Consider the following 25,972-nt stretch of genomic DNA (forward strand, 5'->3'; position numbering starts at 1 on the left):
ATATGTGTATTAAATTGCCCCACAAAGCAAAAAAGGCTTTCAACCAAAAAGCTGAAAACCTCTGCTGTTAAAGTGGCTGGGTGATAAGGATTTGAACCTTAATTGACGGAGTCAGAGTTAGAACCCAACCGGCAAATTGATAAGAAGAAAAGACAAAACGTGTAAAATGTGTGTAAAATATCTGAAAATACAAAATCCCGATAAGTTACCTTATCGGGATAGTATTTATTGGGTTGGCTCCCCAGCACGGATTTGAACCGCGGACCCATTGGTTAACAGCCAATTGCTCTGCCAACTGAGCTACTGGGGAGCAGTGTCTTGCAAACTTCAAACAAGACTCGGTGTATATATATCAGCCCTTTTTTTTTGTCAAGCACAAATGACAAAAAATTTGACATCCGTGGATTATAGGCTTATTCTCTATCCATATTGATACATTACACTCAGGAGGAAACCCCATGGATATCAGCAACATAAATGCTTCCAATGCTTACATAACTAATGAATCGGTCAAGCCGCCGGTTGACAGCACCCTTCTTAAGGCCCAGGACCCAACAACCCCGGAAGCGGATCTGAACCAGAAGACAACGAGCCAACAGGCTTTTGAAGTCAATATCACCCAGGAAGCCCAAGACATGTTGGCTGCAGAAACAGCCCAACCTTCTATAGGGACACCCCTGTCAGACAATACTTCAGACGACGAATCAGGCCAAAGTCAAAGCCCGGCCACGGCCCAGGCAACCAGACAAATTGTCAACATTATTGCATAAGTAGGGATGCATTTTTATTTATTCCCTGATATTCACCGCCACCCAACCTGAACTGAAACTGGAAATTTTATCATGATCACTGAAAATGGAATTGTCACCGAAAGCAACCATTCAACCGTTTGGATTAAAACCATTCGATCCGCCGCATGTGAAGGCTGTTCCTCCAAAGATAGCTGTGGAGAAAATCACCATTCAAAAGAGATGACCCTAGAGCTCAAGAATACGCTGGGCGTTCAAACAGGAGACCAGGTTGTCATTGGGATTGAAACAAAACCCATGATTATTTTAAGTTTTCTTCTCTATGTATTTCCCATCCTTTTATTGATAACCGGTGCCGTCATCGGAGACCGTCTGGGACCGATTCTTGGAATGAACAACTCAATTTGTGCCATGATCCTTGGCTTTTCGTTTTTTGGCGCAGCCTTCCTTTTTATCCGCAAAACACAAACCTCTCTTACCCAAAAAGAGGAATTCAAGCCCTTCCTTGTTCGAAAAAAAAGACACCCGGATTCAGGGAACTGTCAGGTCTCATAAAATATATTTTTTCCTTGCCAAGATAGCTTCAATATAATATAAACGCTGCCAGTTGTGGGTTTGTCGCTTAACTCTAACCCTTAAATTGCGAGAAGAATTTATGGCATCACAACGAGACCTAAAAGTAGCGCTATTAATTATGATCGTTCTATTGATCACAGGAATTGTATGCTACGCATCTTTCACATCCCCTGCCCCGGATAATCCAGTACGTTTAATGTTTCAAAATAAAGCTGGTCAAGTTCTATTCACCCACCTTTCGCACACAGACGCCTATGGCTTGGAATGTCTGGACTGCCATCATAATATTGAAGATGATGATACCTACAACTGCAGCGAGTGCCATGAAGAAACCGGAGATGAAGACTTACCATCTATAGCTGATGCATTTCATACACAGTGCAAGGGATGCCATGAAGAGTATGGCGCAGGTCCGGTAGAATGTAATTCGTGTCATAACCTTTAACCTAGGATTATTACAAATTTCTAGGCAAGTTTATGATCTAAGCTATTTACCAAACAAGGACTTATTATGATTAAACGATCTTTTTTTTCTTTAAACCAACCCAGGCTGTTCTATGATCTGGTGGAGCCGGATCTAAAAGAGCCGGAGTCAATCCCTTTGCCGGCAAGCTTATCTGTCTTGCTATCCGAAGAAATTGACAGCACAAAACAGGCCCTGATTAAAAAAGGAGATGCCGTCAAAAAGGGAGAGAAATTAAGACTCTACGATGACAGCACTGCCTACACGATATCTCCTGTTGCAGGGACCATAACCCTCTTTGACACCTATTCCGATGATTTCGGCAAAATTGCCACCTTTATTATTATCAAACCAGACCCAAAGTCTTGTGAGGCCGACACCATCAAGCTGGATACAATAGAGGATATCGGATTTGCAGACCAGTTTTTACGCAAGCTCCCAGGCGCACTTCCCTTTGAAATCCTTGCCAATGATGACATAAAAATCTCCACCATTGTCATCACCTGTGCAGATACGGATCTTTTGTCCACCACCAACCAATTTGTAGGGTTGATGTACCCGGATGAAATAAAAGCAGGCGCTAACATCCTGAAAGCCATGACCCGGGTGCCCAAGATTTGTATTACGATCCCGGAAGCGCTCAGAACCCGGGTAAATTTTGATTCCATCCAGGTAATAGAAACCGGTAATTCCTATCCATCCACCCTGCCGGCCATGATCATGAAGGACCATTTAAATATAGTTTTGCCGGCTGGCCAGACCCCTGAAGACAAAGGCGTCTGCTTTATCCGTGCCGAGGCCCTTGTCTCCCTTGCCCGGGTCTATAAAACCAAAGAGGCCGTATTTGATAAGATTTTAACCCTTATCGGTAAAGACGGCACCCGGCACCGGGTTCGTGCCACAATCGGTACCCCTTTGAGTAAAATATTCAGCCGTTTCAATATCCACGTTAATGAACAAGACCGGATTATCATTGGTGGCCCCATGCGGGGATTTGCAACATTTACGGTCCACCATCCGGTACTTGCCGACATGGACACCGTCATTATTCAGGACAGGGACATCATTCCCCAATTGTCAGATTACCCCTGCGTAAACTGCGGCAATTGTATCCGGATCTGTCCTGTTAATATTCCGGTGAACCTGCTGGTTCGCTATCTGGAAGCGAATCTATATGAAGAAGCGGCGGACAGGTTTGATCTTGAGTCCTGCATTGAATGCGGACTATGTGCCTATGTCTGTACGGCGCGTATTCCTTTGTATCAATACATCCGGCTTGGGAAACATGAGCTGCTGACCCTTCGAGCAGACGCATAGAAATGGAGACTATCAATGACAACCAATAAACTAACCGTCTCCCATGCTCCCTTCTGGCATGACGGAGACTCTCTCTTTAAAATGAACCTGAATATCCTTTTTGCCCTGCTTCCGGCAGCCATTTTTGGCATTATTCAGTTTGGTGCCCCGGCCTTGGGGGTTGTGGCCTTATCAATTTCCACAGCCATGCTCTGGGAAATGATCATGAACCTTTTGGCAAAAAAACCGCTCACCGTGGGAGATCTGGATTCGGCCGTCATCGGTATGATTTTCGGCATCATGCTACCGGCAACCTCTCCCTTTTGGCTGGTGGTGGTGGGAACCTTTGTCGCTGTGGTCATCGGAAAGATGATTTTTGGCGGTATCGGTGCCAACCCCTTTAACCCGGCCCTCATCGGCATGTCCTTTCTCATGCTCTCTTGGAAGGTGATGTTTGATTTTGATGCGGCCTATGTGAATTACGATTTTGGCTTCACAGCCCTGGCCCCCCTGGCCGCCCTGAAATTCCAGGGAGCCGCCGCCATTGCCGGTCTTTTCCCCACAGGGAACCTGATCATGGGCCAACAGGTGGGCGCCATCGGCTCCACCTTTGGGTTGGGAATTATCCTCGGCGGTATCTACCTGATACTCAGAGGATATATCCGCTGGGAAATTTCAATTTCCTTTATTCTGGGCATCATTGTAACCGCCTTTTGCTTCAACATGGCAAATCCTCAAGTTTATGGCGGCCCTGTCATTCATCTTTTCTCCGGCTATACCCTGTTGGGCGCTTTTTTTCTGGCCACTGAAAACTCATCTTCCCCGGTCAACAAAATCCCCATGTTTATATATGGATTTTCTGCCGCTGCAATGATCATTCTCATGCGCAACATCGGCATATATGAGGACGGCACTGTATTGGCCATCCTGTTGCTGAACCTTGTAAGTCCCCTGGTTGATAACATTAGGCCCAAGGCTTTGGGAAAGGCAGGTAACAATGCGTGAAATGATGAATATGATCCTTGTGCTGACAGCATTGACTGCTTTTTCCGGTGGGCTTCTTGCCACCGTACAATCGGGAACCGCCGTACAAATTGAAAACCAGGTCTTAAAATTTCAAAAGGCACCCGCCATTGCAGAAATTTTTCCCGACGCCACCAATGATCCTCTTTCAGAACGATTCAACATCCCTACAGACGAGGGTGAACTCCAGATTTTTCCCGGCATCCTGGCAGACGGTTCAAAGGCAATTGCTTTTGAAACAAAGGGCGTTGGCTTTGGGGGCCCCATCGGTCTCATGGTGGGTATCAATCTTGGCACCGACCAGATTATTAAGGCCCGTGTAACCACCCATGCGGAAACTCCGGGTATTGGATCAAGGGCAAAATCAGATCTTTCCTTTGTGGACCAATTTACAGGGAAAGGCCTTAATGCGAACTTTGCTTTAAAAGGAAACAATGGAGAAATAGACGCCATGTCCGGCGCCACGGTTACCTCAAAGGGCGTCAGCATTGCAGCAATTCAGGCAAAAGAACTCTACCAGAAGCTGAAACCTGAAATTATGAAACAGATAAAATAAGCCTTAGATATTCAGGAGATATGAATTATGGCACAATCCTTAGCAAAAGAATTTACAAAAGGACTCTGGGCTGAGATACCACCTTTCCGGCTGGTTCTGGGACTCTGTCCGGTCCTGGCCGTCACAAAATCCGTTGAAAACGGTATTGGAATGGGGGTTGCAACCACCTTTGTTCTTATTTTTTCAAACCTATTGGTTTCCCTTCTTCGCAACATCATACCGTCAAAGGTCAGAATTGCCTGCTATGTTGTCATCATTGCCACCTTTGTAACCATTGTGGAATTGTTGATGCAGGCATATACCTATGAGCTATTCTTGAAACTGGGTATTTTCATCCCCCTGATCGTGGTAAACTGTATCGTATTGGGACGGGCGGAAGCCTTTGCAAGTAAAAACAGTCCCATGCTTTCCGTTGCAGACGGATTGGGAATAGGAATGGGCTTCACCCTTTCCCTTGCTTCCCTCGGTGCTGTCAGGGAACTTCTAGGCGCAGGTACCCTCACCATCTGGGGCGGCACCCCTGTTTTTGAAATGGGCGCCAATTTTCTTCCCTTCCAGTTCATGATCGAAGCCCCCGGCGCATTTGTAGGCCTGGGACTCATGCTCTGCCTAATGAACCTCATCGGTAAAAAATAAAAGGAGATAAACATGGGTGATTTATTCGTCCTGGCAATCAGTTGTATTTTTATCAATAATATTCTCCTTGCCCAGTTTCTTGGCAACTGCCCCTTCCTGGGGACATCCAAAAAAATGGAAACCGCCGTGGGAATGGCAATGGCCGTCGTGTTTGTTCTGGTCATGGCAGGTCTCATTACCTGGATTGTGGATGTATACCTGCTAAAAGCGTTGAATGTTGAATATTTACGAACCGTTTCCTTTATTCTGGTCATTGCATCCCTGGTTCAGTTTGTGGAAATGTTCCTGAAAAAAAGCATCCCCGGCCTCTATGCGGGATTAGGGATTTTTCTTCCCCTGATTACCACCAATTGTGCGGTCATGGGGGTTTGCCTGATCAATATCAAAGAGGACTATACCTTTCTTGAAACAGCCGTATCCTCCTTTGCCTATGCCGTTGGGTTTGGCCTGGCGCTTATCTTGTTTGCAGGGGTAAGAGAACGGATTAATATTGCCCGGGTACCCAAATGTCTGCAGGATACTTCCATCGGCCTTGTAACCGCAGGAATAATTGCGCTTACTTTCATGTCATTTAAAGGAATGGTTTAAAACGTATTGGAATATTTTCTCCCCCCAAAAGGGTCCTATGGGAGAATGCTCTAACTAAATCAAGGTGATAATATGATTCCAGCTTTATTGTTCATGCTCGGTATCGGTGCCGTCTGCGGTATTGTACTGAGTCTTTCTTCCAAGGTTTTTTATGTGTATGAAGACCCCAGGATTGCACAAGTCGAAAACAGCCTGGCCGGTGCCAATTGCGGCGGTTGCGGTTATACTGGCTGCTCTGCAGCGGCAGAAGCCATTGTGAGCGGCAAGGAACTGCCGAGTCTCTGCGTTATCAACAACAAGGAAGGCGTGGAAGCCGTTTCCAAAATCATGGGGGTTGATGCAGGATCTGCAGAAAGTCCCTTGTCCTACAATATGTGTGAAGGCGGCTTTCGGGCCGAGGATAAATACCATTACATGGGGGTTTCTTCGTGTAAGGCCATGGCCGTTATTTTCGGCGGCAAACGGCTCTGTACAGTTGGCTGCATCGGACTTGGCGACTGTGTCAAGGCCTGTCAGTTTGATGCAGTTCACATGGGGCCCGAAGGTCATCCCGTTGTGGATGAAGACAAATGTGTTGGCTGCGGAGCCTGTCAAAAAGCCTGTCCCAAAAATATTATCGAAGTCAAAACCCTTTCTGAAAAACTCATGAAGTTTAACCAGCAACATGATCCCCTGGCACCTTGTTCCCAAACCTGCCCGGCAGAGATCAATATCCCCAGGTACATCAACCAGATCAAGCAAGGCAAATACAAGGAGGCTGTTCAGACGATTCGAATGAGAAACCCCTTACCCCTTGCCTGTGGCAGGGTCTGCCCCCACCCCTGCGAAGATCAATGCCGCAGAGGAATTGAAGACGAACCTGTTTCCATTAACCAGCTCAAACGCTTTGCTTCAGACTATGAAATGAATACGGGCAGCAGGATCCCCATCACCTGCGCACCGGATACCGGCAAAAAAATTGCTGTCATAGGGGGTGGCCCCTCCGGGCTCTCCTGTGCCTATTTTTTACGCCGCATCGGACACCAGGTAAATATTTTTGAAGCCATGCCCAAATTGGGCGGCATGCTCCGGTATGGGATTCCCGAATACCGGCTTCCCAAAAAAGTATTAGACTGGGAAATCCAGGGAATTCTGGACCTGGGAATCAAACACTTTCCCTATCTAAAATTTGGGGTGGACTTTGGCCTGGGGTCTCTCATGGCCGCGGGGTATCAAGCGGTTTTCCTGGGGGTGGGTGCCTGGGAAGATTATTCCCTGGGTATTGAAGGCGAAGATCTGGAGGGTTGCTTTACCGGTATTAATTTTCTACAGCGAATCGCTGGAGGGGAAAAAATTGAACTGGGCAGAACCGCTGCGGTTGTCGGCGGCGGGAACACGGCAGTTGACTGTGCCAGAACCCTTTTAAGGCTGGGATTAGATAAAGTCTACATGGTTTACAGGCGAACCCGAAAAGAAATGCCGGCCAATGAGGTGGAGATTGTGGCCTCGGAAGAAGAAGGCATTGATTTTGTATTCCTGGCTGCCCCCACCCGGGTGGTTGCAGATGAAAACAAACACTGCAGCCAGCTCGAATACCTGCAAATGAAGCTGGGAGAACCCGATAAATCCGGCCGCCGTCGTCCGGAACCCATTGAAGGATCTGAAACTCTGCTGGATGTGGACATGGTTATCTCAGCCATTGGCCAGTCCCCGGAAGCCTCCTTTAAAAATCAAGATCCCCATGCCCGGATGAAGGAACTGGAGTTAACCCGGTGGAATACCATTGACAATGATCCCGCCACCCTCCAATCCTCCATCCCCTATATTTTTACGGCCGGAGATGCTGCCACAGGCCCCTCTCTAGTAGTGAGTGCCATCGGCGGTGGACGAAGGGCGGCAAGATCCATTGACCTTTTCTTGAAAGGAGAGCCAGTGGAACCTGTCAAGGATTCACTCCAGCAAAAACGGATTCATGAATCCATTTTTACCCATGTGGATGGAATCAAACACAGTAAACGGGCAAAGATGCCGGAACTCCCTGTGTCAGAACGACTGGATTCCATGGTGGAAGTGGACCTTGTTCTTCCAGAGGAAATTGCCCTCAAGGAAGCAGCTCGCTGTCTTAATTGCTGCAGAATCTGTTATAATCAGGATTCTGATTTCCCCATATCTAAATAAAACAACTGCACAAGAGATCTGCCCCAAAGGGCAGATCTCTTGTGCCCATTACCAGCGGGTATCCCAAAATCACTTGGATACCCTTTTTTATTGACTGGGCTAAAATGCTCTAAGATAGGATACTATGAGATAGGATATCTATGACCCACCCAAAGTTAAAAATTATGGGGATAATCCTGGCCGGTATTCTGCTTGTGGCCGGTGTAGTTTTGTCTCTTTTTATCTTTCAGATGAAGCACTTCATAGCGACACCCTGCACCTCCCAGGAACGACAGATTACCTTTACCATCACAGCGGGTCAGAGTCTGGGACAGATTGCTGCCAACCTTGAAAATCAGGGACTTATCACCAGCCAATCCCTATTTAAACTTTATGTTCGATATAAACAGGCCGCCACCCGGCTTATGGCGGGTGAATACCAGCTTTCTGCCCATATTCCTCCGGCCCTGATACTGGATCAACTCCTCAAGGGCAGGGTACGCCTCTACCGGCTGACCATCCCGGAAGGACTGAATATGGATGAGATTGCACTGCTGGTACAACGAGCAAACATTTGCGATGCCACACCCTTTTTGTCCCTTTGCCGGGATACCGATTTTATCAAAACCCTGAAGGTGAATTCCCATTCCCTGGAAGGCTATCTATACCCGGACACATATTTTTTCCCAAAACAGACCACCTGCCGGCAGGTGATTCAAACGCTGGTAGCCACCTTTCACAAAATTTACACCCCGGAATGGAACAAAAGAACCCAGGACCTGGGTTTTTCCGTCCACGAAATAGTAACCCTGGCATCCATTATAGAAAAAGAGACCGGTGATGCGTCTGAGCGGCCCCTGATTTCTTCTGTATTTCACAATCGCCTCAAACGAAACATGCGCCTGGAAAGTGATCCCACCGTCATTTACGGGGATAAAGACTTTGACGGCAGAATAAGAACGAGACATTTACGACGAAAGACCCCTTACAACACCTATCAACTCAGAGGCCTGCCCCTGGGCCCCATTGCAAACCCAGGAGCCCTGGCATTAGAAGCGGCACTCTATCCGGAGACGACTGCGTATCTTTTTTTTGTATCAAAGAATGACACCACCCATTATTTTTCAAAAACCTTGTCAGAACATAACAGGGCGGTAAGAAAATATCAGCTCAACCAATAAACGAGCGGGTAAAATTTTTAGCATTGTTAACTTTGGAACATCTCTTCAATCATCAAATTGTTTAAGATAGACGACCAGGGCACCACTTTTGGATTTTTTTTGTTGATCCCATTCATAGGCCAGAACCATATTCTGATCCTTCATGATCTTAAGCAGGTCCTCAATTACATCGGGTAGCACCGGCCCTAAATCAGAATGAAGCCCTTTGCCGACAATGAGGCGCAGGGAAAAATATCCTTGGTGCTTACAGGTTGAAATAAAGGCTTTGGCCTTGAGCTGCGCCCCAAGGGCTGTAAATCCATGAAGATCCAGTTGTGCCTCGGGGGAGGGGTACCGTTTAAGTCTTTTTTTGATGGGCATGGGGGTGGATTTCTTTTTAACAGGCGTTATTTTTTGTTTTAAGGACGCCTCTAAAAGTAGCGCAAAATTTTCTTCCGGCTCTTCCAGTTCACCCGATTCTTTTGGGGGTGCTGATCCCCCTGATTCATCGAAAATGGATTTGGACTCAAGGTCCTGATCATTTGAAAGAAATTGTGTTTCAAACTCTTCAATCACGGGCAGTCCATGCTTATTCAGTTTAGGGCTTGCCAGGCCTTTTTGGGATTTCTTTTTATCCGCTGAACAGCTCAATGAAGGGGCCATGAATGCTGAAAACAGATCCTCATCTGAATCCAGAACCGGCAAATCATTTTTTGTATTTTTTTTACTATTTTTTTTGGGAGCTTTATCCTGTTTTGTCATGGGCCTATTCTATCCCAAAGGGCATTTTTTTTCAAGGCCACACCCCAGTCTTATGTTTGACTTTACCTAGCCATCCTGTTATGGTCTGATCCATGAATATTGGGTGCATTGTAGAATATATAGATCAACAAAAAATTGTATCAGCGGTCATCTTAAGCGAGAAAAAAGGCAAGCTCAGATTACTCAATGAGAATAGCCGGGAGGTCAATTTTTCCGAAAAAAGACTCTCCCATATCTCACAGCTGAGCCTGGATACAGCCCTGTCCAAAACTGCCCTTGTCAATCACCTGAAACAAGCGACGGAAACCAGGAAACGGCTGGCTGAAACTATTGATATCCGGGAATTGTGGGAAATTTTCCATGATGAACCCGAAGAGATTGATCTGGATGCCATGACCCTGTTCTGTTTTGATCCTCCCCTGACACCGGACCATGAAGCAGCAGTGGTCCGTGCCTTTTTTAATGACCAACTCTATTTTAAAGTCAATAATGCTATTTTCACCCCCTGTAGCCCGGAGCAGGTGGAAGGCAAAAAAAGGCAGATAAAAGAAGGGGCGAGACGGGAAGGCCTCATCGCCAAGGGCGCACAATGGCTGACCCTCATGCAGGCGGACCAACTTCCTGAAACACCGATACCGGTAGATCCGGGGGTGATAGAGATCCTTAAATCCTATTATCTCCAGGGCAGCGACAGTCATTTTAGCGCAGTTGCAAAACAAATGCTGAAAAAATCAGACCTGAGTGCACCGGAACAATTGTTTAAAATTTTTGTAAATGCCGGCATCTGGGATATTGATGAAAACATTGATCTTCTGGCCATGCAGATTGCCACACGCTTTTCCGACACCGTGCTTGGGGCTACAAAAAAACTGAGTCAAACCCAGAGCCATGTATTCAAAGACCCCCAGCGCATAGACCTGACCGACATTCCTTTGATCACAATTGACGGTCAGTCCACCCAGGACTACGACGATGCCATCAGCCTTGAAAATACGGAAAACGGATACCGCCTGGGAATCCACATTATTGATGTGGCTGCCTATATTAAATCCGGAGATCCCATTGACATGGCAGCACGGTATAGGGCCAGTTCCATTTATATGCCCGATGACAAACTGCCCATGATCCCGCCCTCCCTGTCAGAAGACCTTTGCAGCCTGAAAGAAGGTCAAACAAGACCGGGCATCAGCACCCTGGTTAAGATGAACCGTTTTTTCGAAATCCTGGAATACAAAATTGTTCCCAGCATTATATGCGTTCATAAACAGATGAGCTATACAGAAGCCAACCTGCTCAACGGGAAAAATGATCCCATCACAAGTTTGTACAAAATAGCCACCCTCCTGCGTGAAAAACGGCTTAAAGCCGGCGGCATCCAGATTACCCTTCCCGAAGTAAATGTCTGGCTGGAAGATAACCGAGAGATCCGATATGCAAAGATAGACCGGGAAAACCCCTCCCGGATGCTGGTATCGGAGATGATGATTCTGGCCAATTCCCTCATGGCTGAATTTTTAGCCGACCACAACGTCCCGGCGGTGTTCAGGTCCCAGGCGCCTCCCCGGCAGCGGATATTCAAAGGGATTGAAACCGCCCTTATGCCCAACTTTTTGCAGCGCAAACAATTGAGCCGGGCCATTATCGGCATCAAACCCGAACTTCATGCCGGACTCGGGGTAAAGGCCTATGCCACTGCAACCTCCCCCATCAGACGCTACCATGACCTGCTGACCCAGCGCCAGATCAAGTCAATTCTCGGCATTGGAAAGGCCTATTCAAAATTAGAGCTGGAAGAGATTCTCCAGACCATTGCGGTACCCATGGCCAACTCAGGCCGAATCCAGGGAGCCCGAAAACGATATTGGCTGATCAAATATCTTGAAACCATGAGGGGGAAAAGTTTTGAGACTCTTGTTTTGGACTGCCACCGGGATTATTATAATATTCTCCTCAAAGAATTCATGCTCGAAGCCAGGCTCCCCCATTCAGGACTTAAACTCAAGGTGGGAGATATCCTCCATGTGACCATCCAGCACGCAGATGCCCGGAGAAATCAGCTGTCCTTGTTTGCGGCCTGAATAGCTTGCTGCCTGAAATTTTGAAAAACCTGAAATTTAAAAAAAACCGGTAAGTTGTATGCAAAAAGTTATTTTAATTACAGGGGCTGTTACCAGCGGAAAAACAAGCTTTCTGGAGGTGTTGGCAGGACGGTTTTCCCCCCAATGGCAGATCGATGGATTTTTGGCGAAGGCGCCTGAAAGGATACATAATTCTGCCCAATTTGCTTCAGGGTATGTACTTTACCGGATAGGAAAACTCGAAACCTACCCCTGGGCAACTCCGAGAAAAAACAACAACGGATATTTTTTCAATCAGGATACCCAAAATTTCCTGGACAACAGCTTTACCGACACGCTTCTATCCCGTTGCCCGGAAATGTTTTTTATTGACGAACTTGGCAAGCTGGAACTCAAAGGTGCAGGATTTGAAAAAATATTACAGGCAGCTATCCACTCGAAGATAAAAATACTTGTGTGCACGGTTAAAAAAAGAGTTTTCAATGATATCGTCGAAAAATACGGTTTACAAGATTGCCTGTGTATTGACCTTGATATCCTGGACAAAGACCATGCCGCTCAAAAAATCACCCGATATATTGATAATTCCTTTTTTTCTGATTAACAAAAATTGTTCAACGTGTACATTATCTTGTGCATAGCCCGAATTTCCTTGCAATCCCATATTCCATGGCCTAATCTACACCCGTTCTTTTTCACTTTTTTTTAAAACCCCATTTGCAATAGGTGAGTTCCATGAATTACGAATCCATTATTTACGAAAAAAAAGACAAAATCGGACTGATCCAGCTGAATCGCCCCAAGGTGCTCAATGCCATGAACCGCCAACTCTGGGTTGAGATCCAGGATGCCCTTGAGGATGTCAAACAAGACAAAGCGATTAAAGCGTTGATCATCACAGGTGCCGGCAGGGCCTTTTCAACCGGGGCTGACCTGAAGGACTCCAAGGAAAGAAGCATTGAAGATTACAGAGCTTACCTTGAATCCCTCCAGGAGGCGTCCAGAAAAATAATCCGATTTGAAAAACCCACCATTGCCGCCATTAACGGGTATGCACTTGGCTCCGGGTACGAGCTGGCGCTTGCCTGTGATATCAGGATTGCAGCCGAGGAAGCCCTCATCGGATCTCCCGAGGCAAGGGTCACCTCATCTGTAACAGGCGGCGCATTTCGCCTGGTTCAGGATCTGATCGGACCTGGCAAGGCAAGGGAGCTTTTGTTTACCGCCGAAAATATTACAGGGGTTGAAGCTGCGAGAATCGGGCTGGTGAACAAAGCAGTTCCCCTGGATGACTTAATGGATGAAGCCATGGCCATGGCCCATAAAATTGTCGCTAATTCATCCTTTTCCCTGAAACTCATCAAAAAAGGGTTTCTCATGGCGGGTGGAGAGAGCAGCCTTGAAGCCTTGATGGATTATGAGATTGAAGCCTGTCTGGCCTGTGTGTCAACCAAGGAAAGAGAGCTTTCTTTGGATACCTTTGAGCAAAGAAAAAAATAAAGGAAAATATCATGTTGGATAAAGTGCTCAATGCAAAATCCGTTGCCATCATCGGTGCGTCCAAGAACAAAACAAAGCGGGGATACCAAGCCATTAAAACCCTTCTTGCAGACGGGTTTGAAGGCGAAATTTACCCGGTAAATCCCAAAGAAGACAAGATATTGGGACTTACCTGCTATAAAGATATTATGGACATTGAAGGACCTGTGGATCTTGCGCTTATTACCACCCCTGCCAGGACCATCCCGGCCATTTTAAAAAGATGCGGCCAAAAAAAAGTTGCCGGAGCCGTCATCATCGCCGGGGGGTTCAGGGAACTTGGGGATAAGGGCAAAGAGCTGGAACAAGCAGTTGTCAAGGCAGCTCAGGAAAATGGCATCCGGTTTATCGGACCCAACACCTCGGGCATGATCAACCTTAAAACAAATATGAACCTTGTGGGAATCCAGAATGCACCCCTGGGAAATATCGCCCTGCTATGCCAAAGCGGGAACATGGCCCTGACGCTTATCACCGAAGCCACCATCCGCAAACATGAAGGGTTTACCTACTATGTGGGTGTCGGCAACGAATCCGATATTAAGTTCCACGAATATCTTGAATTTTTCAGGAATGATCCCGACACAAAAGTGATTCTCATGTATGTGGAGGGCATGAGCGAGGGGCGCAAATTTTTGCAGGAAGCCTATAAAACCAGCATTAAAAAGCCCATTGTTCTTTTGAAAAGCGGACGATCGGCCACGGGCAAAAGATCGGCCGGCTCCCATACAGGTTCCCTTGCTGGCGTAAGTGAGGTGGCAAAAGCGGCCTATGCCAGGGCCGGTATTATTGTCATTGAAAATTCCGATGAACTCTTTCCCGTGGCAGAAACCCTTTCAAGCCAGCCTGCCGTTAAAAACAATTCCATTGCTATTCTTGCCGACGGCGGGGGGCACGCCACCATTGCAGCAGATCTTTTGTCTGATTATGGGATTAATATGCCCCAATTATCGGATAAAACCCAGGCCCAATTGAGGGCAATCCTGCCCGAAGCAGCATCTGTTGTCAATCCGGTTGATGTGGCAGGGGGGACAGATGCGGACCCCAGCCTGTTTGCCGATTGTGTCAAAATCATCATCAAGGATCCCAATGTCGGCGGCATACTTGTGGTCGGTCTTTTTGGGGGATATGGTATCCGGTTTGATAAAAGCCTGGCCATTGGGGAGGAAGCGGCTGCCCATCGCTTCGGCGCCATGGTCAAAAAGAGGAATAAACCAATCCTTGTCCATTCCCTTTACAGTTCCCACGAGTCCCGGGCCCTGGATCTGCTGCGCCACTATGATATACCGGTCCATGATTCCCTGGATATTTCCTGTAAGTGTGTGGCCGCTTTGTGTCAATATGGCAATTATTTGAAATCATACCATGCAAAAACCAGTTTTGTTTTTAACTGGAAAGCCAAAGCCAAACGAGAAGGCGATCTTATTATTGAGACTGCCAGACGGGAAGGCCGCCATGTATTGTTAGAGCATGAAGCAAAAAGCCTGATCAAACTCCACGGGGCCCAGACCGATGTGGGACAGGTGGCTAAAACGGAAGACGAGGCCTGGGAAATTGCAAAAAAGATATCTAAGAATCTGGTATTAAAAATTGTATCACCGGATATCCTGCACAAAAGCGATGCCGGGGGGGTAAAACTGAACCTTGGGTCGGAAAACGAAGTCAGAAACGGATTTCGACAAATCATGGAAAACGCTCTGGCCTATAATCCAAAGGCCGACATCCGGGGGGTATTGGTTTCCCCCATGGCCCAAACGGGGCTTGAGATTATCATCGGGACCAAAACAGACGAATTGTTCGGACCGGTCATCATGTACGGACTGGGAGGAATCATGGTTGAAATCATGAAGGATGTGACCTTCTGGGTGTTGCCGATATCCACTGCCTCCTGTCGAAAAATGATAGAAGATACCCGTTCTTCGGTTCTTTTGGACGGGGTCAGGGGCCAAAGCGGGTATGATAAAAAATCACTCAGAAAACTGATAGCCATCTGTTCTGAACTGATTGAATCCTATCCAGATATTGAAGAGATGGATTTAAATCCCGTGATTCTCTATGAACAGGGGCTGGATGTGGTGGATGCCAGAATTATACTAAAAAAATAAATAACGGGGTCAGGCTTAAATAACGGGGTCAGGCTTAAATAACGGGGTCAGGCTTGCTTTGTTGCGCTTTGCTTAAAGTGCAACAAAGCAAGCCTGACCCCTATTTTTTTCTAGTGCTTAAAACTTCTTTGTCCGGTGTAAACCATTGTGGCATCGTTCTCGTTGCAGGCAGTGATGGACTGGTAATCATTCATTGAGCCGCCTGGCTGAACCACGGCTTTTATCCCCTGTTTGAGTCCCACATCAATGCCGTCCCGGAAGGGGAAAAATGCATCGGAGATCATGGCAGATCCCTCAAGACCGCCCTTCACCTCGGCCACATCACTCTCAATTTGTGCCCGCTTGTCCGGATCCGTCAAATCGGCAAAGCCGATCTTATGGCGTTCAAAGCAATACCGGTCACACAATTTTCGATAGGCCTTGTCAACGGCGATTTCTGCCACACCGACCCGGTCCTGCTCCCCGGTACCAATTCCCACGGTGGCGTTGTCCTTTACATAGATGACAGAATTGGAGGTGATGCCCGATTCCACCAGCCATCCAAAGAGCATGTCCTCATATTCCTGGTCTGTGGGTTCCCGGTTGACCTTATAGGTATCCCCTTTGTATTCGGTTACCGCCGTGACCAAATCCTGTTTTTTCAATGTTTCCGGCACAAAGGACCACTGAGCCACAATACCGCCGTCCATAAGACTCTTAAAATCAATCACCCGATCACCAATATAGGATTGAAGCTTGTCCATGGCGTTGATCCTGATCACCCGAAGGTTCTTTCTGGCACCCAGGATCTCCAGGACGCCCTCCTCAAAGTCAGGCGCCACCACAACTTCCGCATACTGACTGGCAATGGCCTGGGCCGTTGCGATATCAACTGCTTTGTTCAGGGCAATACACCCGCCAAAGGCAGCAATGCGATCCGCCATATAGGCTTTGGCATAGGCCTGCTCCAGGCTGTCTGCCCGGGCAGCGCCACAAGGGTTATTATGCTTGACAATCACGGCACAGGGCGTATCGGTAAAATATCTGAGGATATTCAGGGCATTATCGGCATCGGTCAGATTGGTCTTGCCCGGATGTTTTCCCGACTGGAGCAGTTCAATGTCCGATACCAGATGTCTTCCCGGCAGAATAGTCGTGGCTTTTCCCAGGGTCAGATTCCCGTTGACAAGCCGGTACAAGGCGGCTTCCTGTCCCGGGTTTTCCCCGTAACGAAGCCCCTTGTTCACCCCGTCTATGACCCAGGAGACCTTTTCGTAGCAAAGGGTTTGGCGCTGATCCCCGTCCACAAAAGAGATTTCCATCCCCGGGGTAAAATGGTCGTCCATGATGGTCTTGTACATTTGTTTCAAATCTTTGGACATGGCTTATTCTCCTGATGTATAGCACGCTTGTACTTGGGTAATGGTCTTTTGGGCAAGAAAGTTGGCAATATTTGTGTCATAACCGGCCGTATGTTCAAAGGCTTTTTTGGACAGCTCAAACCGGTCTTCTAAGGATAGAGAACCGTTCTGATCTCGCATCCTGGCCAGGATATGAGGGTAGGACAAAGGATCCACCACCGATGCCACCCGGATAAAATTTTTGGCAGATGCCCGTATCATGGTCGGTCCGCCAATATCAATATTCCCCCGGGCATCCTCCACGGTCACGCCCTCTTTGGCAATAGTTTCACTAAAGGGATAAAGGTTGACCACCACCATATCAATGGCAAGGGCATCGGTTCTTTTCAAATCTCGTTGGTGGGCGTCATTATAGGTTTCCGTTAACAGCCCCAGATAAATCTTAAAATCAAGGGTTTTCACCAGGCCCCCCTGGGTTTCAGGCTGCCCCGTATATTCTGAAACCTGTTCCAGGCAAAGGCCGGCTTTATCCCCTAAAATTTCCTTGATTCGCCCATGGGTTCCGCCGGTTGACAGAATCCGAATCCCTGGATTCAATGCCAAAAGACCGGGGATGAAGTCTTCCAGCCCTGATTTGTCTGACACACTCACTAAGATGGTGCGGATCTTTACCTGGTCATCAATCCTATCTACTACATTTTTTCCCATTATCTATCCTTTACTATTATATAAAATTTAGTCAGCCTATGAGATTGGAATTTATATATTTAAATGGTTTAAGTCAAGGCTGCCATTTGTTTGAGAAGGGGGCCCACAGAAGACCTGTGCTCAGGCGGGACCAGCAGCACCTTCATTTTCATGTTTTCGATGCAGTCTTGATTTTTTTCAAAATTTTCAGGATTTTTCAGATACAGGACCAGCATATCCGACAAATTTCCGGAAAATCCCTGGTGATCCAAATGCTCAATATATTGCAAAAAAATATTGGTAATGGTCAAGGTCAGGGGAGGCACTTGGGCAAACCCTGTTTCCCGGCAATAGACCTGGGACATCATGCTCCGGCAGCCAAAAGGTCTGGCCGGGTATAGGGTACAGCAATCTGCTTCCAGCAGGGGACATTTCCCCCAGTCCGGATTATTTTCTTCTTCAGGTATGTCCTGGCCGGACATACAAAAAGCTGCAAACTGGTTGGTGGTCATTTTAGGGATATATCGTTTCCTGGGAAAATTTTCTTCCAACCGTTGCTTCAAATCTGCGAGACCCTTTGAATCCAAAGATTGTAACAAAAATCTAACTTCCAGGCTGGTAACGATAACATTACAGGTGCAGCAGTCTGAACACCCTTGTCTGCACACCACACGGGTATCGTTCATGGCCTCTTCATAGAGCTGATATATCTTTTTTATTTTTCCGATCTTTTGAGAAGGGACAAACGATTCCATACAAAACCCCATTACATCCTTTTAAAATTTTATAATTAACCGATAGTGGATTCCAATGTCAAGGCGGAAAATCAGGAAATATCGGCCATACCCCGGACAAAACCGCTCCTGGTTCTCCTCAAATTATATTAAATCAAACCCATTGGGCAGACCCGGTTTTTATGAAAGTTGATATTACAGCCCCTATACTCCTTGACATTCCTCTCCAATATAAGTAATTATTCCATTAAATTTTAACAACTTGATAAAGGAAACATTCCACATTGACTTGTACCAAAACAACCATTATTGAAAAAATTTCCGAAGAGAATGATCTTACGCCCGCCCAGGCAAAGGATACCATTGAAATTTTACTTGAAATAATCAAAGGAACCCTGGTATCTGGAGAAGATATGATGATTTCAGGGTTTGGTAAATTCCAGGTAAACGAGAAAGCACAGCGCAAGGGAAGAAACCCGGCCACCGGCAAATCCATGATGCTGGGAAAAAGGCGGGTGGTTACCTTTAAATGTGCGGGGAAACTCAGGGACCAAATCAATGGGGAAGCTTAGGTGAGAGACTGGCAGGTCTATTTATTAGAATGTGCGGATCTGTCTTTATACTGCGGTATTACCAATGATCTTAATGCCAGAATCGACACCCACAATGCCGGTAAGGGGGCAAAATATACAAAGGGAAGACTTCCGGTAACACTTGTGGCTGCAAGTTCGGAAATGACAAAGAGCCAGGCCCTTAAGTGTGAACTGTACATTAAAAAGCTGCCACGCCCCAAAAAAATATCCACCCTGATCAAGCGAGCCCCCAAGGAGGAAATGATCCCATGAGCGCCGATGTGTTTTTTATGGACCTGACCGCCACATCCCGGGAAAACATTCCCCAGAAACTGGCCCGCCTGGTAAAAAAAGCCGGCATTGAAAAAATTTTGTCAAAAGAAGACCTGACGGCCGTAAAAATCCATTTTGGAGAACAGGGGAACACCTCTTTTATCCGGCCCGTTTATATCCGACAAATTATCCAGACCATCCGGGAGGCAAAGGCCACCCCTTTTCTCACCGACGCCAATACCCTCTATGTGGGGTCCCGGTCCGATGCCCTATCCCACATCAAAACAGCCGTTGAAAACGGTTTTTCCTATTCTTCCATGGATGGAGCACCGGTGATCATTGCAGACGGACTATTGGGAACGAGTGAAACCCGGGTCCAGGTGGATTTGAAACATTGCAGCAGTGTATATATCGGGTCTGAGATCATCACGGCAGACGGCCTGGTCTCTGTGGCCCATTTCAAGGGCCATGAATTGGCGGGATTTGGCGGCACCCTTAAAAACCTGGGCATGGGATGTGCCTCCCGAAGGGGCAAACTGGACCAGCATTCCAATGTCAGCCCCAGGATCAAACGCAAGACCTGTATCGGCTGTGGCCACTGTGCCGAGCACTGCCCGGGGCAAGCCATAACCCTTAAAGAGAAAAAAGCCTATATCAATAAAACCCTTTGCATCGGGTGTGGTGAATGCATTGTCCGCTGTCCCACAGGCTCCATCAATATCAATTGGAACCAGACGGTTCCGGTCTTCCTGGAAAAAATGATGGAATACACCCTGGGCGTATTGAAAAACAAACAAAACAAGGCCCTGTTTATAAATTTCATCATGGACATTGCCCCTAAATGCGACTGCCTTCCCTATTCAGAATCTCCGATTGTGAGTGATATCGGCGTGGTGGTATCCACGGATCCCGTTGCAATTGACCAGGCCAGTGCAGATCTTGTCAACAACCAGAGGGCCCTGCCCGGCTCAGTTTTAACCTGCAATCTTGATCCCGGACAAGACAAATTCAAAGGATTATACCCTTCGGTGGACTGGGAACACCAGTTGGACTATGCTGAAAAAATTGGTTTGGGAACACGGGAATATACCCTTAAGAAAATCAAAACCCTGGCCTATAAAACCCATTCCGGCCATTAAGAAGAACCCAAAAGCAAAGGGGTCCTTTACACATGTATATTGCGTTGGTCAAAACCTGGAAAAAAACTACCTATATTCTCAGGGAATCGGTTTCTTCAGGAAAGAAACAGGTCCATCACGATCTCTTTGACCTGGGTCCCTTCCCCGGGGCATGGATAAATTACCCCGGCGGCAATGCATGGTACATTGATGAAAATTTAGAAGAGACAATATCTTGCGCCTGCCAAAAATTTGATCCGGACACCCTTGAAGAACTTTTCTGGCCCTGGGTACGCCCGGATATCAGACAAGCCGTCGCGTTTTTCCGAAACAGACCTGGGTCTTCTGGGTCTTCTGGGAACCCCAGGCTTACCACAGCAGAGAAACAAGAAATATTATGCCTCACCCATGCCTTTGACAAACGGCGCACCCATTTTTTAAAATTTGGAAACATGGACCAGGGCCCCCTGCCCAACATGCCGGCAGTTTTATTCAAGGATCTGCAAAAAAAATCCCGGGATGAAATAGAACAAGGATTCATGCCCCAAGAAAAAACACTGGAATCCTCGAACCTCAAGTCCTATGTGTACACCATTTTTGATCTCCAATCTTTTTTCCAGGGAGCCCTGGCCAAACAAATGCCCCAGGCCTTGGATCAACACAAGGTGGAAAGCTTTTTTTTAAAAGAAATATGCCGGATCAACAAGCGTCTGTTTGGCCTGACCTCCCATCTGCATGCCTATATGGTCCGGTATCTCATCATGTTTTTTGATAATGACTATGCCCATACCCTCCTTTTGGACGAGATGGAAAGGGCCTTTAGGTCCCGCCACCGTTCCTTTAACCCGCCAACGCCCAAAATCTTTTCAGGTCGCAAGGCCCGGTCCATTTTTAAGATCACCAAGGAAGAATTTAAGAACCTGAACAAACGCGGATTAAGAAAAATTTACAGACGACTTGCCAGGGAACACCACCCGGACAGAGGGGGATCCCACGACCAATTCGTTGAAATCAATAATGCTTACCAGGTCCTGGTTGGAAAACTATAATTAACCCCCTCCAAAAATAATTTTCCCTTTCAATTGAAATTTCATCAATACGTGTTACCTTATACGCCGCAACGACAGACCTCGTGCAATATAAGTAAAAACGAACAGGTAACAAAACCATCACCCGGGGAAGAGCAGAAACCAGCCTATACCCGGTGAAGAAAGGAATTATCATGACAAAACGTATCATTATTGTTGGCGCAGTGGCCCTGGGACCCAAGGTGGCCTGCCGGCTAAGACGACTGGACCCGGAGGCTGATATCACGGTCATTGACCGGGACAACCTGATCTCTTATGGCGGATGCGGCATTCCCTATTATGTGGGCGGGGATATCGCCGATCTTGAAGGGCTCCAATCCACCACCTCCCATGCCCTGCGGGACCCCGAATTTTTCAAAAACACCAAAGGTATTCAGGTTATCCCCCAGGTCGAGGCCACCAGCATCGACCGGAAGGGGAAAAAATTGGAAATCCGATATCTTGATGATGGCAGACGAGAAACCCTGGCCTATGACAAACTGGTCATTGCCACCGGGGCCAGCCCTTTCAGGCCTCCCATCCCCGGCGCTGACCTGCCCCGGGTGTTTACCGTTTCCAATCTCCATAGCGCCAGAGATATCAAGGATATTCTTTCCAAAGGCCAGGTAGGAAAAGCGGTTGTCATCGGAGCTGGCGCCATTGGAATTGAAATGGCTGAAGCCCTCACCGATCTTTGGGGGGTAGAAACCACCATCGTTGAGATGGCGGATCAGGTACTGCCGGCTGCCCTGGGAAAGCATGTTTCAAAGATTGCTGAAAACCAGCTTGAACAAAACGGGGTTAAGGTGATGCTCGCAGAAAGGGTGCTACGAATCAATGGCAGCCCTGCCTCGGGGGTGACCTCCGTAGAAACCTCAATGGATACAGCCGAAGGGGTCCTGGACTGTGATCTGGTGGTAATGTCCGCCGGCGTCAGGCCCAATACCCAATTTGCGGCAGAGGCAGGGCTTGCCGTGGGCAGATCCGGTGCATTATTGGTAGACCGGTGTATGCGAACCACGGATCCCCATATTTATGCCGGGGGAGACTGTGTGGAACTTCGCAACCTTGTCAGCGGTGAAAACATGACCATGCCCCTGGGATCCCTGGCCAACCGCCAGGGCAGAATCATTGCCAACAACATCCATGGCAGGGCCAGCCAGTTCAAAGGGACCGTAGGGACCTTCTGCATTAAAATATTTGAAATGGCAATTGCCACGGCAGGGCTCACGGCAGCCCAGGCTAAAGCCAATGGGTTTGACCCCGTCCATGCCATTGTGGCCCAACACGACCGGGCCCATTTTTATCCCGAGTCCCGGATGATGTTCATCACCCTGATCGCAGACGCCAAAACCCGAAAAGTTCTGGGGATAGAGGCCGTTGGGAACCAGGGAGATGCCATTAAGTCCAGGGTGGATTCCATTGCCCCCCTTTTTCAGACAGGCCTTAATGTGGATGATGTCTGTGTCCTTGAAACCGGGTATGCGCCTCCCTATGCATCGGCCATGGACATCATCAACAATGCCGGGAATGCCCTGGACAATATTTTAGAAAAACAAAATATTCCCATTGATGTGATTGATTTTGTAGAACAATTCAAGGCAAAAAAAATCAGAGTTCTGGATGTCCGGGATGCCATAGAGGCCGCCCCCTTTATTGAACGTTATAAAGACCGCTGGATCAGTATTCCCCAGCCAGAACTTAGGAACAGGATCTCTGAAGTGCCAAAAGATGACCTCTTGTGCCTGCTCTGCGGCACCGGAGCCCGGTCCTATGAATGCCAGATTATACTCACCCAGAACGGATTTACCAATACCAAAAATATTCAGGGCGGTTATGCCGTTCTGGCGGCAGTAGCCCCTGAATTTGTATCCTGATAGGAATATTCTATATATTTAGATAGAACACCATCTGAATCAATAAGTGCCCCAAAGAAACCCTCCTTGGGGCACTTATTTTTAATTCAGGAAACATTGCGACCATTCTTCAATCAGTCTCGTTAATATATTCATTGAAAATGTGTTTTAAAAATACAAATTCAGGACTTTTATGTATACCTTAATAGATGAAAATAAAGATTTTTTTGTAATTGATAAAAACCAGGGAGTTGATTTTCATACATCGGTTGACGGTGAATCCCTCATCAACCATGTCAGAAAAATAGAAAAAGAAAAGAACCTGTTCCCAGTACACCGTCTGGACCGTATGACATCAGGCCTTATTTTATTTGCAAAAAATAAACAAGCGGCAAGGGGGATATCCCTGCTGTTTCAAAACAGGCAAATTGAGAGATATTATCTGGCGTTATCCGATAAGAAACCAAAAAAAAACCAGGGGTTGATTTCCGGGGATCTGGAACGAGGGCGGCGCGGAGCATGGAGATTGTTAAGAACTAAGGTTAATCCGGCACAGACCCATTTTTTCAGCAAAGCATATGGAGACGGTCTCAGGCTGTTTATCTTAAGACCTCTGACAGGAAAAACCCACCAGCTTCGTGTGGCGTTAAAAAGTATTGGTGCACCGGTTTTGGGAGATCCTTTGTATTACCGAGGTGAGAGTAAAAAATACGATCGGGGCTACCTGCATTCCTATGCGTTACGCTTTGATTATATGGGCACTTCGTATTGTTATGTAAATTTGCCCGATAACGCATTTTTTTTTAAGGATGAAAGGTTTGGTGCTGCACTGGAAAATTTTAAAGAACCCTGGCTGTTAAAATGGCCTGGAATCGCTTGATAATATTCTCTTTATCGGGTCATTTTTATTTTTTACATAGCAGCATGGAGCAGTTCCAGATTGCCCATCTCCGGTACCCGGATACACGGTACCCAGATACAACGGGCTTGCCAATGTGATACGCCCTACATCGCCTTGGCCATAAGACTCCAGAGAACCCCGGCAGCAATGGCTGATCCAATTACCCCGGACACATTGGGTGCCATGGCATGCATGAGAAGAAAATTGGTGGGATCCTCCTGCTGCCCCACAATCTGCACCACCCGGGCGGAATCAGGAACGGCGGATACACCGGCAGCTCCCAGCAATGGATTTATCTTGCTTTTCAAAAACAGGTTCATGAACTTGGCAAAAAGCACCCCGCAGGCCGTGGCAATACAAAAAGAAACCGCACCCAGGATAAAAATTCCCACGGATTTGGAGGTCAAGAATACATCCCCCTGGGTACTGGCCCCCACGGTCACCCCGAGAAGAATGGTGGCAATATCAATGATGGAGGTCCGGGCAGTGACAGCAAGGCGTTCTGTTACCACAGCTTCCTTGAGCACATTCCCAAAACAAAGCATGCCAAGCAAGGGCAAGGCAGCAGGCGCCAGAAAGCAGCAGAGCAAAAAAGCCACAATGGGAAAGATCATTTTTTCCCTTTTGGTGACCTCTCTGGGTTCTTCCATGCGGATAAGCCGCTCTTTACGGCTGGTCAAAAGTCGCATGATGGGCGGCTGGATCACAGGAACCAGCGCCATATAGGAATAGGCAGCCACGGCAATGGGACCGATGAGATGGGGGGCAAGTTTTGCGGTGAGGAAGATGGCAGTAGGACCATCTGCCCCGCCGATGATCCCTATGGAAGCGGCTTCATTGGGAAGAAATCCCAGGGCCAGAGCCCCCAGAAAAGTGATAAAAATCCCGGTCTGGGCAGCCGCACCCAGCAGCATGAGTATGGGCCTTGCCAGAAGGGTAGAAAAGTCCGTCATGGCCCCGATGCCCAGGAAGACAAGGGGGGGATAGATTCCCTGGGTCACCCCGAAATAAAGATAGTGGAGAACAGAGTTGCTTTCATAGATACCAAGCCCCAATCCTTTAAAGATGGGGATATTACCCATGAGCATCCCAAATCCGATGGGAACCAGTAGCAGGGGTTCATAATCCTTGGCAATTCCCAGATAAATAAACCCCAGGCCGATGATGATCATGATGATGTTCCGGTAGTCGCATAAATAAAAACCGGTGTTCTGAAAAAATTCTAAAAATAGGGTATCCATTTTATGTCCTCTTGGGTGTCATTATCTTTCGGGCTGGCCCAATTATAAAATCTAGTGTGAAATGGTTTCGATGTACAGATCCTGGTCCCAGCAGAAAAACCCTTCTTTATCCGGGAAGAGAATGTCAGACTTGAGAAGTATATTCAAATTTGAATGAAAATTTTTCACCCCGCTGATCCGGGCAAGCTCAAGGAGCCGGGGCAATGAAAAATGATCTTCCAGGATACTGACCAAAAGGGCAAATTGCTTGGCTATTTCCTTTTGTTCCTCGGTGAGGACAAGCAGTATTTCCTCTGTTTCTAAGGAGTTGTCCGATTCTTTTACCGGCTTTTTTTTCAGGGAAAACCACCCTTTTATTTTCCGGGGATTTTCATACAAGTCCAATCCCTTGTGAAGTTGTGCGATCACAAAGGAGAGCAGCACAAGGCCTGAAAACACAATGGTGATTCCCACTGCCGAAATGGCCCATCCATTGTTTGCATTGATTGCTTCTATTCCGTACAAACCCTTACCTCC

At 47.3% G+C, this 25,972-nt stretch carries 26 protein-coding genes and 1 tRNA gene; 20 read left to right on the forward strand and 7 right to left on the reverse strand.

Going from position 1 to position 25,972, the window contains the following annotated elements:
* Positions 1–234: 234 nt before the first annotated feature.
* Positions 235–310 (reverse strand) — tRNA-Asn (locus tag ACZ45G_RS21745).
* A 148-nt stretch (positions 311–458) separates the two neighbouring features.
* Between ACZ45G_RS21745 and ACZ45G_RS21750 the strand changes: the two genes are divergently transcribed.
* From ACZ45G_RS21750 to mltG, 10 genes are all read left to right on the forward strand, one after another.
* Positions 459–770 carry a hypothetical protein gene (locus ACZ45G_RS21750; RefSeq protein WP_464172604.1) on the forward strand — a complete coding sequence of 104 codons (312 nt, stop codon included), beginning with the start codon at positions 459–461 and terminating at the stop codon, positions 768–770.
* Between the two features lie 72 nt (positions 771–842).
* A complete protein-coding gene (locus ACZ45G_RS21755) occupies positions 843–1,304 on the forward strand; it encodes a SoxR reducing system RseC family protein (protein WP_464172606.1) in 462 nt (153 codons plus the stop codon).
* 217 nt (positions 1,305–1,521) lie between these two features.
* Positions 1,522–1,770: a cytochrome c3 family protein gene (locus ACZ45G_RS21760; protein ID WP_464179989.1), complete on the forward strand. Its 249-nt coding sequence runs from the start codon at positions 1,522–1,524 to the stop codon at positions 1,768–1,770.
* A gap of 66 nt (positions 1,771–1,836) precedes the next feature.
* On the forward strand, positions 1,837–3,105 hold the full coding sequence (locus ACZ45G_RS21765; protein ID WP_464172607.1) for a 4Fe-4S dicluster domain-containing protein: 1,269 nt from the start codon (positions 1,837–1,839) through the stop codon (positions 3,103–3,105).
* A 15-nt stretch (positions 3,106–3,120) separates the two neighbouring features.
* A complete protein-coding gene (locus ACZ45G_RS21770) occupies positions 3,121–4,089 on the forward strand; it encodes an RnfABCDGE type electron transport complex subunit D (protein WP_464172608.1) in 969 nt (322 codons plus the stop codon).
* Positions 4,082–4,663 carry an RnfABCDGE type electron transport complex subunit G gene (gene rnfG / locus ACZ45G_RS21775; protein ID WP_464172609.1) on the forward strand — a complete coding sequence of 194 codons (582 nt, stop codon included), beginning with the start codon at positions 4,082–4,084 and terminating at the stop codon, positions 4,661–4,663. Before ACZ45G_RS21770 ends, rnfG begins: the two co-directional genes overlap by 8 nt.
* A gap of 27 nt (positions 4,664–4,690) precedes the next feature.
* Positions 4,691–5,299, forward strand: a complete 609-nt coding sequence (rsxE, locus tag ACZ45G_RS21780) for an electron transport complex subunit RsxE (RefSeq protein ID WP_464172610.1) — start codon at positions 4,691–4,693, stop codon at positions 5,297–5,299.
* Between the two features lie 12 nt (positions 5,300–5,311).
* A complete protein-coding gene (locus ACZ45G_RS21785) occupies positions 5,312–5,887 on the forward strand; it encodes an electron transport complex protein RnfA (RefSeq protein WP_464172611.1) in 576 nt (191 codons plus the stop codon).
* A 72-nt stretch (positions 5,888–5,959) separates the two neighbouring features.
* Positions 5,960–8,044 carry an RnfABCDGE type electron transport complex subunit B gene (locus ACZ45G_RS21790; protein ID WP_464172612.1) on the forward strand — a complete coding sequence of 695 codons (2,085 nt, stop codon included), beginning with the start codon at positions 5,960–5,962 and terminating at the stop codon, positions 8,042–8,044.
* A 140-nt stretch (positions 8,045–8,184) separates the two neighbouring features.
* Positions 8,185–9,204 (forward strand): endolytic transglycosylase MltG, encoded by a 1,020-nt coding sequence (gene mltG / locus ACZ45G_RS21795; RefSeq protein WP_464172613.1) that lies wholly within the window; start codon positions 8,185–8,187, stop codon positions 9,202–9,204.
* A gap of 45 nt (positions 9,205–9,249) precedes the next feature.
* Here mltG and ACZ45G_RS21800 read toward each other — a convergent pair whose 3' ends face one another.
* Entirely contained in the window at positions 9,250–9,945 is a 696-nt protein-coding gene (locus ACZ45G_RS21800; protein ID WP_464172615.1) for a Smr/MutS family protein, read from the reverse strand.
* Positions 9,946–10,037: 92 nt separating this feature from the next.
* Between ACZ45G_RS21800 and ACZ45G_RS21805 the strand changes: the two genes are divergently transcribed.
* The 4 genes from ACZ45G_RS21805 (at position 10,038) to ACZ45G_RS21820 (ending at position 15,667) form a co-directional block, all read left to right on the forward strand.
* Entirely contained in the window at positions 10,038–12,023 is a 1,986-nt protein-coding gene (locus ACZ45G_RS21805; protein WP_464172616.1) for a ribonuclease catalytic domain-containing protein, read from the forward strand.
* Positions 12,024–12,081: 58 nt separating this feature from the next.
* Positions 12,082–12,627 (forward strand): nucleoside-triphosphatase, encoded by a 546-nt coding sequence (locus tag ACZ45G_RS21810; protein WP_464172617.1) that lies wholly within the window; start codon positions 12,082–12,084, stop codon positions 12,625–12,627.
* Positions 12,628–12,758: 131 nt separating this feature from the next.
* Complete coding sequence (locus ACZ45G_RS21815) at positions 12,759–13,523, forward strand: enoyl-CoA hydratase/isomerase family protein (protein ID WP_464172618.1); 765 nt, start codon at positions 12,759–12,761, stop codon at positions 13,521–13,523.
* An 11-nt stretch (positions 13,524–13,534) separates the two neighbouring features.
* A complete protein-coding gene (locus ACZ45G_RS21820) occupies positions 13,535–15,667 on the forward strand; it encodes an acetate--CoA ligase family protein (RefSeq protein ID WP_464172619.1) in 2,133 nt (710 codons plus the stop codon).
* Positions 15,668–15,777: 110 nt separating this feature from the next.
* Here the strand turns inward: ACZ45G_RS21820 and ACZ45G_RS21825 are convergent, their stop codons facing one another.
* The 3 genes from ACZ45G_RS21825 to ACZ45G_RS21835 all read right to left on the reverse strand — a co-directional run bounded on the left by ACZ45G_RS21825 (position 15,778) and on the right by ACZ45G_RS21835 (position 18,449).
* The gene (locus tag ACZ45G_RS21825) at positions 15,778–17,028 is read right to left on the reverse strand and encodes an IMP cyclohydrolase (protein ID WP_464172620.1); all 1,251 of its coding nucleotides are present in this window, start codon (positions 17,026–17,028) and stop codon (positions 15,778–15,780) included.
* 3 nt (positions 17,029–17,031) lie between these two features.
* Complete coding sequence (locus ACZ45G_RS21830) at positions 17,032–17,715, reverse strand: hypothetical protein (protein WP_464172621.1); 684 nt, start codon at positions 17,713–17,715, stop codon at positions 17,032–17,034.
* Between the two features lie 68 nt (positions 17,716–17,783).
* Entirely contained in the window at positions 17,784–18,449 is a 666-nt protein-coding gene (locus ACZ45G_RS21835; protein ID WP_464172622.1) for a hypothetical protein, read from the reverse strand.
* 263 nt (positions 18,450–18,712) lie between these two features.
* Between ACZ45G_RS21835 and ACZ45G_RS21840 the strand changes: the two genes are divergently transcribed.
* The 6 genes from ACZ45G_RS21840 to ACZ45G_RS21865 all read left to right on the forward strand — a co-directional run bounded on the left by ACZ45G_RS21840 (position 18,713) and on the right by ACZ45G_RS21865 (position 24,194).
* Positions 18,713–19,000 carry an integration host factor subunit alpha gene (locus tag ACZ45G_RS21840; RefSeq protein ID WP_464172623.1) on the forward strand — a complete coding sequence of 96 codons (288 nt, stop codon included), beginning with the start codon at positions 18,713–18,715 and terminating at the stop codon, positions 18,998–19,000.
* Positions 19,001–19,273: a GIY-YIG nuclease family protein gene (locus ACZ45G_RS21845; protein ID WP_464172624.1), complete on the forward strand. Its 273-nt coding sequence runs from the start codon at positions 19,001–19,003 to the stop codon at positions 19,271–19,273.
* Positions 19,270–20,412, forward strand: a complete 1,143-nt coding sequence (locus ACZ45G_RS21850; RefSeq protein WP_464172625.1) for a DUF362 domain-containing protein — start codon at positions 19,270–19,272, stop codon at positions 20,410–20,412. The genes ACZ45G_RS21845 and ACZ45G_RS21850 overlap by 4 nt, the downstream gene beginning before the upstream one ends.
* 32 nt (positions 20,413–20,444) lie before the next feature.
* Entirely contained in the window at positions 20,445–21,440 is a 996-nt protein-coding gene (locus ACZ45G_RS21855; RefSeq protein ID WP_464172627.1) for a J domain-containing protein, read from the forward strand.
* Between the two features lie 173 nt (positions 21,441–21,613).
* Complete coding sequence (locus ACZ45G_RS21860) at positions 21,614–23,335, forward strand: FAD-dependent oxidoreductase (RefSeq protein WP_464172628.1); 1,722 nt, start codon at positions 21,614–21,616, stop codon at positions 23,333–23,335.
* A 172-nt stretch (positions 23,336–23,507) separates the two neighbouring features.
* Positions 23,508–24,194, forward strand: coding sequence for a TIGR01621 family pseudouridine synthase (locus ACZ45G_RS21865; protein WP_464172629.1), 687 nt, complete (start codon positions 23,508–23,510; stop codon positions 24,192–24,194).
* A gap of 125 nt (positions 24,195–24,319) precedes the next feature.
* Here ACZ45G_RS21865 and ACZ45G_RS21870 read toward each other — a convergent pair whose 3' ends face one another.
* Together ACZ45G_RS21870 and ACZ45G_RS21875 are read right to left on the reverse strand one after the other, a co-directional pair.
* Positions 24,320–25,456 carry a sodium ion-translocating decarboxylase subunit beta gene (locus ACZ45G_RS21870; RefSeq protein ID WP_464172630.1) on the reverse strand — a complete coding sequence of 379 codons (1,137 nt, stop codon included), beginning with the start codon at positions 25,454–25,456 and terminating at the stop codon, positions 24,320–24,322.
* Between the two features lie 51 nt (positions 25,457–25,507).
* Positions 25,508–25,960, reverse strand: a complete 453-nt coding sequence (locus ACZ45G_RS21875; protein WP_464172631.1) for an OadG family protein — start codon at positions 25,958–25,960, stop codon at positions 25,508–25,510.
* Positions 25,961–25,972: the final 12 nt, after the last annotated feature.

The sequence above is a fragment of the Desulfoconvexum algidum genome (assembly GCF_055382125.1).

Bases quoted from the DNA above. Each gene is read 5' to 3' on its own strand.
- ACZ45G_RS21750 (WP_464172604.1), top strand. From the start codon at position 459: ATGGATATCAGCAACATAAATGCTTCCAATGCTTACATAACTAATGAA.
- ACZ45G_RS21755 (WP_464172606.1), top strand. From the start codon at position 843: ATGATCACTGAAAATGGAATTGTCACCGAAAGCAACCATTCAACCGTT.
- ACZ45G_RS21760 (WP_464179989.1), top strand. From the start codon at position 1,522: ATGTTTCAAAATAAAGCTGGTCAAGTTCTATTCACCCACCTTTCGCAC.
- ACZ45G_RS21765 (WP_464172607.1), top strand. From the start codon at position 1,837: ATGATTAAACGATCTTTTTTTTCTTTAAACCAACCCAGGCTGTTCTAT.
- ACZ45G_RS21770 (WP_464172608.1), top strand. From the start codon at position 3,121: ATGACAACCAATAAACTAACCGTCTCCCATGCTCCCTTCTGGCATGAC.
- rnfG (WP_464172609.1), top strand. From the start codon at position 4,082: ATGCGTGAAATGATGAATATGATCCTTGTGCTGACAGCATTGACTGCT.
- rsxE (WP_464172610.1), top strand. From the start codon at position 4,691: ATGGCACAATCCTTAGCAAAAGAATTTACAAAAGGACTCTGGGCTGAG.
- ACZ45G_RS21785 (WP_464172611.1), top strand. From the start codon at position 5,312: ATGGGTGATTTATTCGTCCTGGCAATCAGTTGTATTTTTATCAATAAT.
- ACZ45G_RS21790 (WP_464172612.1), top strand. From the start codon at position 5,960: ATGATTCCAGCTTTATTGTTCATGCTCGGTATCGGTGCCGTCTGCGGT.
- mltG (WP_464172613.1), top strand. From the start codon at position 8,185: ATGACCCACCCAAAGTTAAAAATTATGGGGATAATCCTGGCCGGTATT.
- ACZ45G_RS21800 (WP_464172615.1), bottom strand. From the start codon at position 9,945: ATGACAAAACAGGATAAAGCTCCCAAAAAAAATAGTAAAAAAAATACA.
- ACZ45G_RS21805 (WP_464172616.1), top strand. From the start codon at position 10,038: ATGAATATTGGGTGCATTGTAGAATATATAGATCAACAAAAAATTGTA.
- ACZ45G_RS21810 (WP_464172617.1), top strand. From the start codon at position 12,082: ATGCAAAAAGTTATTTTAATTACAGGGGCTGTTACCAGCGGAAAAACA.
- ACZ45G_RS21815 (WP_464172618.1), top strand. From the start codon at position 12,759: ATGAATTACGAATCCATTATTTACGAAAAAAAAGACAAAATCGGACTG.
- ACZ45G_RS21820 (WP_464172619.1), top strand. From the start codon at position 13,535: ATGTTGGATAAAGTGCTCAATGCAAAATCCGTTGCCATCATCGGTGCG.
- ACZ45G_RS21825 (WP_464172620.1), bottom strand. From the start codon at position 17,028: ATGTCCAAAGATTTGAAACAAATGTACAAGACCATCATGGACGACCAT.
- ACZ45G_RS21830 (WP_464172621.1), bottom strand. From the start codon at position 17,715: ATGGGAAAAAATGTAGTAGATAGGATTGATGACCAGGTAAAGATCCGC.
- ACZ45G_RS21835 (WP_464172622.1), bottom strand. From the start codon at position 18,449: ATGGAATCGTTTGTCCCTTCTCAAAAGATCGGAAAAATAAAAAAGATA.
- ACZ45G_RS21850 (WP_464172625.1), top strand. From the start codon at position 19,270: ATGAGCGCCGATGTGTTTTTTATGGACCTGACCGCCACATCCCGGGAA.
- ACZ45G_RS21855 (WP_464172627.1), top strand. From the start codon at position 20,445: ATGTATATTGCGTTGGTCAAAACCTGGAAAAAAACTACCTATATTCTC.
- ACZ45G_RS21860 (WP_464172628.1), top strand. From the start codon at position 21,614: ATGACAAAACGTATCATTATTGTTGGCGCAGTGGCCCTGGGACCCAAG.
- ACZ45G_RS21865 (WP_464172629.1), top strand. From the start codon at position 23,508: ATGTATACCTTAATAGATGAAAATAAAGATTTTTTTGTAATTGATAAA.
- ACZ45G_RS21870 (WP_464172630.1), bottom strand. From the start codon at position 25,456: ATGGATACCCTATTTTTAGAATTTTTTCAGAACACCGGTTTTTATTTA.